This window comes from Pseudorhodobacter sp. E13 (assembly GCF_003991405.1).
Classification (GTDB): Bacteria; Pseudomonadota; Alphaproteobacteria; order Rhodobacterales; family Rhodobacteraceae; genus Pseudorhodobacter.
Genome location: NZ_RPEN01000124.1, coordinates 1 through 10781, shown reverse-complemented (window position 1 = coordinate 10781; position 10781 = coordinate 1). Strand labels below are relative to the sequence as shown.

Annotated in this window: 8 protein-coding genes and 1 pseudogene; 8 read left to right on the top strand and 1 reads right to left on the bottom strand. The window is 62.3% G+C overall.

Features of this window, described 5'->3' with window-relative positions; translation table 11 throughout:
• Positions 1-109: 109 nt before the first annotated feature.
• The 7 genes and pseudogenes from EGN72_RS19655 to EGN72_RS00825 form a co-directional block, all read left to right on the top strand.
• Positions 110-448 (top strand): annotated as a pseudogene (locus EGN72_RS19655) (hypothetical protein); the annotation flags it as partial.
• 105 nt (positions 449-553) lie between these two features.
• Entirely contained in the window at positions 554-1201 is a 648-nt protein-coding gene (locus EGN72_RS00850; RefSeq protein WP_127044770.1) for a hypothetical protein, read from the top strand.
• Positions 1202-1251: 50 nt separating this feature from the next.
• The gene (locus EGN72_RS00845) at positions 1252-1494 is read left to right on the top strand and encodes a type II toxin-antitoxin system ParD family antitoxin (RefSeq protein ID WP_127044769.1); all 243 of its coding nucleotides are present in this window, start codon (positions 1252-1254) and stop codon (positions 1492-1494) included.
• A 55-nt stretch (positions 1495-1549) separates the two neighbouring features.
• Positions 1550-1795, top strand: a complete 246-nt coding sequence (locus EGN72_RS19385; RefSeq protein WP_255417400.1) for a type II toxin-antitoxin system RelE/ParE family toxin — start codon at positions 1550-1552, stop codon at positions 1793-1795.
• A gap of 126 nt (positions 1796-1921) precedes the next feature.
• Positions 1922-6319: a strawberry notch-like NTP hydrolase domain-containing protein gene (locus EGN72_RS00835; protein ID WP_127044768.1), complete on the top strand. Its 4398-nt coding sequence runs from the start codon at positions 1922-1924 to the stop codon at positions 6317-6319.
• On the top strand, positions 6316-7362 hold the full coding sequence (locus tag EGN72_RS00830; protein WP_127044767.1) for a toprim domain-containing protein: 1047 nt from the start codon (positions 6316-6318) through the stop codon (positions 7360-7362). Before EGN72_RS00835 ends, EGN72_RS00830 begins: the two co-directional genes overlap by 4 nt.
• 298 nt (positions 7363-7660) lie before the next feature.
• Positions 7661-8572, top strand: a complete 912-nt coding sequence (locus EGN72_RS00825) for a DUF2493 domain-containing protein (protein ID WP_127044766.1) — start codon at positions 7661-7663, stop codon at positions 8570-8572.
• Positions 8573-8580: 8 nt separating this feature from the next.
• Here EGN72_RS00825 and EGN72_RS00820 read toward each other — a convergent pair whose 3' ends face one another.
• The gene (locus EGN72_RS00820; protein ID WP_127044765.1) at positions 8581-8874 is read right to left on the bottom strand and encodes a DNA-binding transcriptional regulator; all 294 of its coding nucleotides are present in this window, start codon (positions 8872-8874) and stop codon (positions 8581-8583) included.
• A gap of 129 nt (positions 8875-9003) precedes the next feature.
• Here EGN72_RS00820 and EGN72_RS00815 point away from each other — a divergent pair, with 129 nt between their 5' ends.
• Complete coding sequence (locus EGN72_RS00815; RefSeq protein WP_127044764.1) at positions 9004-10167, top strand: ATP-binding protein; 1164 nt, start codon at positions 9004-9006, stop codon at positions 10165-10167.
• The last annotated feature ends 614 nt before the right edge of the window (positions 10168-10781 follow it).

The window sequence follows — 10781 nt, the reverse complement described above, 5'->3', positions numbered from 1 at the left end:
GGGATGAGAAGAGAGGAAGCCCCCATGAACTGTCTCACCGATGCCACTCGGGAAAACCCCAATGACGGCAGGAAGTTTTCAGAAAGAGACAGCTTGACTGTCCAGATAACATGCCGTTGGGATCTATGATGCTGAACGCCACTTCGGTCGCAGCCTGACCAACAGCGCGGGCCGGGTCGTCCCGATCCGCTGGATTGGCGAGCAGCATGTGCGCGAAGACTGTCAGGGGCGTATCCCGTCGCTGGCAGACTGGCTCGGCCGTATTCAGCCGGAGCCGTGGATGGCCAATGGCCGGATCGACAACGATCCGACGCAGATCGTCGGCGATCCGCGTGCGGCCTGGGTCGAAGCGGTTACGGGTCACCAGACCATTCTCGGCTTCGAGGAATGGCTGCTGAAGGTTTCGGTCGAACACGTTCAGCACCGCCAGAACCGCGCCGCCGCCTGATCCGCCGGGCGGCGGCCTCACCAACAAACTCATCTCATCCAGATCGACCCGCCTGCGCCCCTATCGGCCTGGCGGGTCGTCTTCGTTTCAAGAAAGGACATCGACATGCATGACCCCGTCTTTGAGGAGGCCTATCACGGCCACGCAATCAAGATTTTCCAAGACCTCGATCCCGAAAGCCCAAGGGAGTGGTCCAATCTCGGCACGCTGATCTGCTGGCACCGGCGCTATCGGCTCGGTGACAGCCATCAGTTCGACAGTCCCGAGGCGTTCCTGCGCGATCTTGCGGGCGTTTCGGATCAGAGCGATCTCTCGATGGAACAGTTGCGCGAGCGCGCCGAACTCAAGGCGATCATCTTGCCCGTGTTTCTCTACGACCATTCCGGCCTCGCGATGAACACCATCGGGTTTCACTGCCCGTGGGATTCCGGGCAGGTCGGTTACGTCTATGTGTCGCTTGAGGCGGTTCGACAAGAGTTCGGCGTGAAACGCGTCACCAAGGCGCTGCGCGAACGGGTCGAAGACGTGCTAAGGGGAGAGATCGTCAGCTACGACGCCTACCTCGCTGGTCGGGTCTATGGCTATGTCATCGAGCAGGACGGCGAGGAGGTCGACGCCTGCTGGGGGTTCGTCGGGCACTATGAGCTGGACTGCCTGTCCGAGGCACGAGCCTTTGTAGACCATCTCGTTTTACAGGCGAGACCCAGAGCCGTCGCCGCCGAAGAACCGGGCACAAGCCCACCCCCGAGTTGAAACGCGCATAATACTCATATATCTTATTCATGCGTATTGCGGAGGTGAGCATGGCAAGCACAAGCGTCACACTTGGCCCCCATTGGGACGAATTCATTGCCCTGATGCTGAAGGAGGGGCGCTACGGGTCAACCAGCGAGTTGATCCGCGCTTCCTTGCGCCTGATGGAAGAGCAGGAAGGACAGCGGGCGCGGCTGCGCGTTGCGTTGATGGAGGGCAAGCAATCCGGTGATGCCGGACCGCTCGACATGGATCAGATCAAGCGCGAGGCGCGGAGCCGCTCCGGCACTTGAGATGCGCGAAATCCATCTTTCAGAGACGGCAAGAACCGATCTCGTCGATATCTGAATCGAGACAGACCGGCACTGGGGCGAGGCGCAGGCGGACCGCTATCTCGACGACATCGAGCGTGCCCTGAAGGGTCTGATCGCCAATCCTCAAATGGGGTCTGACTGTTCGGATCTTTTGCAGGGTGCGCGGAAACTGATCACGGGCCGACACCTCGTTTTCTATGAGGTGGACCCGGACAGGATATTCGTGATCCGGGTCCTGCATCAATCGATGGACGTGCCGCGCCATCTTCGGCCGACATGACGCCGGGCCATTGCGCACCGGGGATTTGCCATGAAAGAGCGAGAGACAGGGCGGGAGGGGTGACCCCTCCCGGGTGAGAAAGTGCGCGCGGGGCTCGGGGCCAACCCTCAACCCCGGAGATTGCCGATGAACGCTCGCCCCCATTCCGTCCCACTTCCGAGCCCTGCCGAGGGCCCTGATCTGCCCGCAGCCCGAGATTTTGCCAAAGATCTGATGCGGGCTGCAACCGTACTGCTTCCCCAATTCGAGGCTGGGAAACCCATCGACGCCGCCATTCTACGTTCCGCGATGGAAGACGCTTTCGGCACGAGCGACAGCAACGGCGCCTGGGTCTGGAAGGACGCCTACGAGGCCGCCGAGGTCGCCCAGATCCTGATGCTTTTGCGCTACGGCGCGCTGATGCAGCGACAGGCCGCCTCTCCGCAAGCCTTCCTCACCATGATCGAACGTCTCACCGGTCTGGCCCCGTCCCACACGCGGCGATCCGAAGACAGCGTGCGCTTGCAACAGTTTTCCACGCCTTTGCCCCTCGCGGCAATCGTCGCGTGGGCTGCGGGGTTTCGCGGGGGCGACCTGGTGCTCGAGCCCTCGGCCGGCACCGGCTTGCTGGCGATCTTCGCCCGGATTGCAGGCGCTCGACTGGCGCTCAACGAATTGGCAGAAACCCGCCGCACTCTGCTGGGACACCTGTTCCCCGATGCCGTCACATCAAGCCACGATGCCGCCTCGATCGACGACCGGCTCGACCGCTCGATCACGCCCTCGGTTGTCGTTATGAACCCGCCGTTTTCAGCTGCGAACCATGTCGAGGGCAAGTTCCGGCAAGCGACCAGCCAGCATGTGCTCTCCGCCCTGGCGCGTCTCGCGCCGGGTGGGCGGCTTGTCGTCATCACCGGTGAGAGTTTTTGCCCCTCCACGAAAAGCCTCCGATCGACATTTCAGCGGATTGGACAAAGCGCCGATGTCGTGTTTTCCGCCGCGATCGACGGCAAGGTCTTCGCGCGGCATGGCACAACGATCGACACTAGGCTGACGGTGATCGACAAGCGCGCGGTCGGCGCCGGAGAGACCGCACTGCCTCATATCGAGGCCGCCTACCATCCGATTTGCGCGACCACGGGTGAACTTCTCGCGTCAGTTCTGACCCATTGCCCGGTGCGCCGCAGCCCTCCGCCCTGCCCCACCAGTTCAGCGTTGGCTGAGCCGAGCCGCCCGACCCGCACCAACCTGCACTCCCTGCGCAACGCCGCCCGCCAGGAAACCCGTGCGCTCGCCGAGGAACGCGCACGGCACCCCTTCGACGACATCGAGACGGCACCGCTCGGTTATCTTCCAAAAGCCTGGAGCGAACCCGATGGCGCGCTGCAGGATACGGTCTACGAGACCTATGATCTGCAGGCGATCCGGATCGACGGCGCGGCGGAGCATCCGACAGCACTTGTGCAATCCGCCGCGATGGCCTCGGTGCCGCCACCCGTGCCGACCTACCGACCCGTTCTGCCGAAAGCCCTCGTCGCGGACTGTCTCCTCTCCGCCCCGCAGCTCGAGAGCGTGATCTACGCGGGCAATGCCCATGAGACGCATCTCAAGGGCTGGTTCAAGCGCGGCGAGATCGAAGGTCAGCTCATGGCAGCGACCGAGGGCGAGGACGGTGCCTTCCGCCTGCGCAAAGGCTGGTTCCTCGGTGATGGCACCGGCTGCGGCAAGGGACGGCAGGTGGCAGGCATGATCCTCGACAACTGGCTGCAGGGACGCCGCCGCGCGGTCTGGGTCTCCAAGAGCGACAAGCTCATCGAAGATGCGCGGCGCGACTGGATGGCGCTCGGCGGGCGCGAAAGCGATATCGTACCGCTTTCGAAGTTCCGCCAAGGGAGCGATATCCGCCTGCCCGAGGGCATCCTCTTCGTCACCTATGCCACGCTGCGCTCGGCCGAACGCGAGGGAAAAGCCTCCCGCCTCGATCAGGTGACGTCCTGGCTCGGCAAGGGCTTCGACGGGGTCATTGCTTTCGACGAAAGCCACGCCATGGCGAATGCTGCGGGAGAAAAGTCCGACCGCGGCGACAAGAAGGCCTCCCAGCAGGGCCTCGCTGGCCTCGCGCTGCAAAATGCCGTGCCAGATGCCCGCGTCCTCTATGTCTCGGCCACTGGCGCCACGGTCGTCGGCAATCTCGCCTATGCTTCGCGTCTAGGCCTCTGGGGCACAGGGGATTTCCCGTTTGTGACACGGGCAGAGTTCGTAGCGGCGATGGAGGCCGGGGGCATTGCCGCCATGGAGATGATTTCCCGCGACCTGAAGGCGCTCGGGCTCTATCTCGCGCGGTCCCTCTCCTATGCCGGGGTCGAATACGAGATGCTGGTGCATGACCTGACGCCTGCGCAGGTCGCGATCTATGACAGCTACGCCGATGCGTATCAGATCATCCACACCAACCTCGAGGCAGCCCTTCAAGCCTCGGGCATTTCCTCCGAGACCGGTACCTTGAACGCCCAGGCCAAATCCGCCGCACGCTCGGCATTCGAGAGCAACAAGCAGCGTTTCTTCAACCATCTCATCACCGCCATGAAATGCCCCTCGCTGATCCGCGCCATCGAAGCGGACCTGGCAGCAGGTCATTCGGCGGTCATTCAGGTGGTCTCGACCAGCGAGGCGGTGATGGAGCGTCGCCTCGAAGAGATCCCGCCCTCGGACTGGGACGATCTGCAGGTCGACTTCACGCCGCGCGAAAACATCATGGACTACCTGATGCACAGCTTCCCAACGCAGCTTTTTGAGCCCTACTCCGACGAGAACGGCGACCTACGCTCGCGTCCCGCCCTCGATGGTGATGGCAACCCGATCATCTGCCGTGAGGCGGAGCGGCGGCGGGATGATCTTGTCGAGCATCTCGGTGCCCTTGCCCCGGTGCAGGGCGCGCTCGATCAGATCCTGTGGCATTTCGGCGGGGATGCGGTGGCCGAGGTCACCGGGCGCAAGCGGCGCATCGTGAAAACGCAGCAAGGGCGGCTCAAGGTGGAAAACCGCCCCGCCTCCTCCAACCTCGGCGAGACGCAGGCCTTCATGGATGATGCCAAGCGCATCCTGATCTTCTCCGATGCCGGTGGCACGGGGCGCAGCTATCACGCCGATCTTGGTGCCAAGAACCAACGTCTGCGGGTGCATTACCTCCTTGAGCCCGGCTGGAAGGCCGACAACGCGATCCAGGGGCTGGGGCGCACCAATCGGACCAATCAGGCGCAGCCGCCGCTCTTCCGCCCCGTTGCCACAGACGTGAAGGGTGAGAAGCGGTTTCTCTCCACGATCGCGCGCCGCCTCGACACGCTCGGCGCCATCACCAAGGGGCAACGCGAGACCGGTGGTCAGAACATGTTTCGCGCCGAGGACAACCTCGAGAGCCCCTATGCCCGCGCGGCCTTGCGGCAGTTCTTCTACAAGCTGCGGGCGGGAAAGATCGACGCCTGCTCCTACGCGAAGTTCCAGGAGATGACCGGGCTGACGCTTGATGAGGCGGATGGCACAATGAAAGAGAACCTGCCGCCGATCCAGCAGTTCCTGAACCGCTGCCTCGCACTGCGGATCGACATGCAGGACGCGATTTTCGAGGCCTTCGGCGGGTTTCTTTCGGCGATAATTGAGGACGCGCGTCAGGCAGGCACATTCGATGTCGGGCTAGAGACCCTGCGCGCCGAGAAGTTCGAGATATTGGACCGCAAGGTCATCTTCGAGCATGAGGCGACAGGAGCGACGGCCACCGCCCTGACCGTTGAGCGCACCGATCGCAACGATCCGCTCTCCCTGCCTCGCGTCAAAGCCATCTGCGCTGACACGAAAGGCGCGACGCTCTATTGGAACAAAACCTCCAAGCGCGCGGCGCTGATGGTGAAGGCGCCGGCCTTCATGGATGAGGATGGCGTACCGATCCTGCGGGTGAAGCTCTTGCGGCCCATGGCGACCGAGATCCTCGCCCTCACCGAATTCTCGAAATCGCACTGGGAAGAGATCGATGATATGGTGTTCGAACAGCTCTGGCAGGCCGAGGTTGAGGCGGTGCCGGAGTTTACGACATCAAAGATCACGCTGATCTGCGGCCTCCTTCTGCCGATCTGGGACCGGCTGCCCGCTGACAACATGCGCATCTACCGCCTGCAGACCGAGGATGGGGAACGCGCCATCGGCCGTCTGGTCAGCCAGGAGCAGCTTCTCAATGTCTACGCGCGGCTCGGCCTCGATTGTCAGATCGAGATGACACCGCAGGAGGTCTTCGCTGCGGTGATGGAGGCTAGAACCGCCCTGAGCTTGCTCGGGGGCTACCAGTTGCGCCGGTCGTTGGTCATGGGGCAGCCGAGACTTGAGCTGGTCGGCGCGTCGGGCGCGGCCCTGCCCCGACTGAAAGCGATGGGTTGTTTCACCGAGGTGATCCAGTGGAAGACGCGGGTGTTTATCCCGGTGAATGCCACCGAGGTTCTGGCTCGAGTGCTCACCGAACATCCGGTTGGCGCCAACGCCGCGGATGCCGCCGTATGAGCGCGCGGCGCAGCATCGCAGACCTCTCGGCCGATCTGGCAGACCGAGCCGAGAGTTTCTGTCGCCGGTATTTCCCCGAGGGGCGCAAGCAGGGCAACTATTGGCAGATTGGCGATACCTCGGGCGCGAAAGGGCAGAGTCTCGCGATCCGGCTCCAGGCGCAGGGTGGGCGCAAGGCTGGGTCCTGGACCGACTATGCGACGGGTGAATATGGCGACCTGATCGACCTGCTGCAGGAACGGCTTGGGTCCGTGACGCTCAAGGAGACGCTGAGGGAGGCCCGGTCCTTTCTCGGCGGGGCCCCCTGCCCTTCCTTACCTCGTGACACCCAAAGGGTTGAGCGCCCCGATGCTGCCTCCAGCAAACGCATTGCGCGGGCGCGCAAGCTCTTTGCCGCTGGCAAGCCGGTTCTTGGCACCTTGGCCGCCACCTATCTGCAAGGGCGCAGCATCACACGGCTTGGTCCGGCCCTCCGCTATCACCCGCGGGTCTTCCTGCGGCAAAGCGAGGACGATATTGATCCACCGCAAAGGGTCCCTGCCCTGCTCGCAAAGATCACCAACAATCGGGGTCAGATCACCGGCTGCGCACGCTTCTATCTCGACCCGTCTACCGGCGGGTTGGCCACGATCGAGAGCCCGAAGCGGATCCTCGGGCAGCTGCATGGCCATGCCATCCGCTTCTGGTCCGGCGAGGCGCGCTCCGATCTCATCGTCGGTGAAGGTCTTGAAAACACCCTCTCGGTCGGCACGGCTCTGCCCGAGTTCGACCTCGCCGCCTGTCTCACCGCCACCCATCTCGGCCTCTTCATCCCGCCGCCGGGCATCCAGCGCATCTGGATCGCGCGGGACAATGATGAGGCTGGGCGCGTTGCATCCATGAGATTACGTAACCAACAGGAATCGCTGGGAATTGCCTGTGGTGATCTCGTGCCAAGCATGGGCGATTTCAACGACGATCTGCGGGCTTTTGGCAAAGATGCGCTGCGCCGGTCCCTTCTCAAGGCCATAAAGGCGCAAGGTCTGGAAATCGAAGACGGGTGAGCGCCAGTCTCCTCTCGTGATGACTGACGGGGCAAAGGTTCCGCAGGTTCGATCTGATCCGTTTGGATAAGGGGAGCGATGGACCGGCGGGTCGGAGCTGAGTGCTCCTCGCCCGGGCAGCAATGCGCCCCGCGCCAGAAAATTCCCCTGCCCCTTCGGGCCATTCCTCGCGGGAGCAATTTTCCGGCCCGCGGCGCGTTCTCCACTGCGCTCCGATCCTGACGGATGCGGCCCGGTCGCCGCCGGTCCTGGTATCGCCCCATCCAAATCAGGTCAGATCAAACAGAGGAACCAGACAATGCCCCATCAGACAGACATCCCCGAGGAAACCGGTGTGACCTCCGCCATCCTCGACCACCTCGCGCTTCATGGCGCAACGCCAGGGCCTGGCGAGACCGATCATCGCCCCCTGCCCCAGCCTGACGAGGTCGAGCTCGCCATGGCGACCCTCTTCGACACCACCATCGGCCTTCTCAACGGTAGCCAGCTGGAAGACAATCTCGAAGAGATGCTCTGGTCCCTCACCTCGATCTTCCATCGCCGGCTTGCCCACATCCAGAAGCTCCTCGACGACAACGAATTCGAGGTCCGGGAAAGTCTCGCCATCCAGGACGGCTCCGAGGTCGCCTCGGTCGAGCTCGAGCGCCTCCAGATGATCGGGCTCAAGCTCTGGGACCATCGTGACGCCTTCGAACAGATGCGCGATCTGGCCGTGGACCACTTCTCGGCCGCCACCGGTTCGCCTTGGCTGCCCCGCACCGGTTCACGCGTCTCGCATCGCGGCCTGACCTCCGCCGTGGTGGACAGCCGGGCCTATCTCTCGGCCAAGCGCCGCAAGGAGACCGAGGTGCACTGCCCCGAAGGCACGCGGATCGCTTTCTCGGGCGGGGATTATCACGCCTACGATCTGATCTGGTCCGTCCTCGATGCCACCCATGCGAAATACCCTGACATGGTGCTCCTGCACGGCGGCACACCCAAAGGCGCCGAGATGATCGCGGCCCGCTGGGCAGATACCCGTGGCGTCACCCAAGTGGTCTTCAAGCCCGACTGGAAGAGCCACGGCAAGGCGGCTCCCTTCAAGCGCAACGACAAGATGCTCGAGACCATGCCACAGGGTCTGATCGCCGCCCCTGGTTCGGGCATCACCGAGAACATCGTCGACAAGGCCCGCAAGCTCGGAATCCGCATCAAGAGGATCGGGGCTTAGGCCCCGGTTCACGCCCCGCGCAAGAGGTCCTGTACGACGGAAGGCTTCTTGGCGATCAATGCCAGCAGAACCTGTGCTGGGCCCGTCGGGCGCCGGCGCCCGTGTTCCCAGTTCAGGAGCGTACCTTTCGCGACGCCAATGCTCTTCGCAAACTCGGCCTGGGACAGTCCCGTCCGTTGCCGGACTTCGGCGACATCGACCTCCGCCACGGACACTTCATGCACCTTCGCGCCTTCCACATCGCCATCTGCGAAGGCCAGCGCCTCTTTCAGGCCCTTGGATACGGATTTGAATGCCCTCATTTTGCGTCGATGCTCCTTGGCCACGGCTGTTTTGCTGGGGTAGTAAGATACTTCGGCTTGAGCAACTAGCTATGGCCGTAGGTAAGATTAACCTTGCAAATCTTCCGTATCGTGGAGTAATTGCAAGGTATGTACAAACGCAAGACCCAAAAATTCGTTCAGTCTTTCTTGGAGAGCCAAGCGGCTGTGGTCCTTCTCGGTCCCCGACAGGTCGGAAAGACAACACTTGCACTCGACATCGCATCAGAGCGCCCATCTGTCTATCTCGACCTTGAGCGTGAGGCGGACAGGCAAATCCTGACTGAACCAGATCTCTATCTGGACGAACAGGCGGGCAAACTCGTCATCCTCGACGAGGTGCAGCAGATGCCTGACCTCTTCAAAACTTTGCGCGGCCAGATCGATCAGCGTCGGCGGGCCGGGTTTCGGACGGGACAGTTCCTGCTATTGGGATCGGCTTCCAATATCCTCTTGCACCAAACGGCGGAATCCCTCGCCGGTCGTGTTCGATATGTTGAAATGCCCCCCTTGCAACCTGACGAGGTGGGGGCCGATCAGTTGAACTTGCTCTGGCTGCGCGGCGGCTTTCCCGACAGCTTTCAGGCCGCGAGCGATCGGGCAAGTATGGACTGGCGTCTGGATTTCCTGCGCACCTATCTGGAGCGAGACATCCCTGCCCTCGGACCTCGGATTCCGGCAGCGACCTTGCGGCGGTTCTGGACGATGCTTGCGCATGTCCAGGGCGGCCTTCTGAACGCCGCTGCCCTTGCCGAGGGATTGGACGTGTCCGGCCAGACCGTTGGGCGCTACCTCGATCTGCTCGTCGATCTCATGCTGGTGAGACGCCTGCAGCCCTGGCACGAGAATGTCGGCAAGCGTCTGGTGAAATCGCCAAAGGTCTATGTGAGAGACAGCGGGATCGTGCATGCTCTGTTGGGCATCGGCACGACAGAGGGCTTGCTCGGGCACCCGGTCGTTGGCGGCAGTTGGGAGGGGTTCTGTATCGAGGCGCTTCTTGCTGCCGCCCCTTTAGGCACCGAACCTTTCTTCTATCGCACTTCGGCCGGTGCTGAACTCGACTTGGTTTTGCGTTTGCCAAGCGGCGACATCTGGGCTGTTGAGATCAAACGAACGACTGCACCGAAGGTTTCGAGAGGATTTCACACAGGGGCCGAGGACATTGGAGCCAACCGAAAGCTCTTGGTCTATGCTGGTGCGCATGAAGTCCCCGTCGCGAAGGATATTCGAGCGTTACCACTGGCACATGCAATCGAGTTGTTGAGCGCGCTATGACCTGGTTTTGATCTCTGGCTCAGGACACGTCCATTCGTCTGAGGATAACAGCGACACGCGAAGCATTTCATAGCCAGGTCTGGCCATGTGTCGGGCATAAGAGCGGATGAGTGTCTGGCAACTCGATGGTACCTGGACGCTTGCATCTCCGAATGCCAACGCAAACGCCCCTGTCATGCCGCGGAAGGATGGGCGAATGCTCTGCCGTTGCCATCGATTTGTGATCTGACGGCTTTGGTCTTCGAAGAGTCTTGAAGTTTGGATGGGCGATAAGACAATCCCTACTCCTTGCGGCATCTCTCTCGTCTGTTCACCCACATTCCTTCGCGGCCACCGCACTTCTCCCTTTGTCTGAGTTGCATGACATGCTGGTCGCAGCCGTCGTCCCGTCCACAAAGGTTGCCGCCGATCTTTTTCCCCTGCCCCTGCGGGGCATTCCTCGCGAGGCAAAAAGACCGGCGCCTGCCCCTCTCCAGCTCACGCTTCGCCTTCGGTGTGGCCGAGCCTTGGCCAGCTGCAAGGTGACCATCATTGCAACGCAAACAAGGAGAAGAGCAATGACCACGAACTGCATCAAATTCACCAGCGCCGACATCGAAACCGCCAAGGGCGTC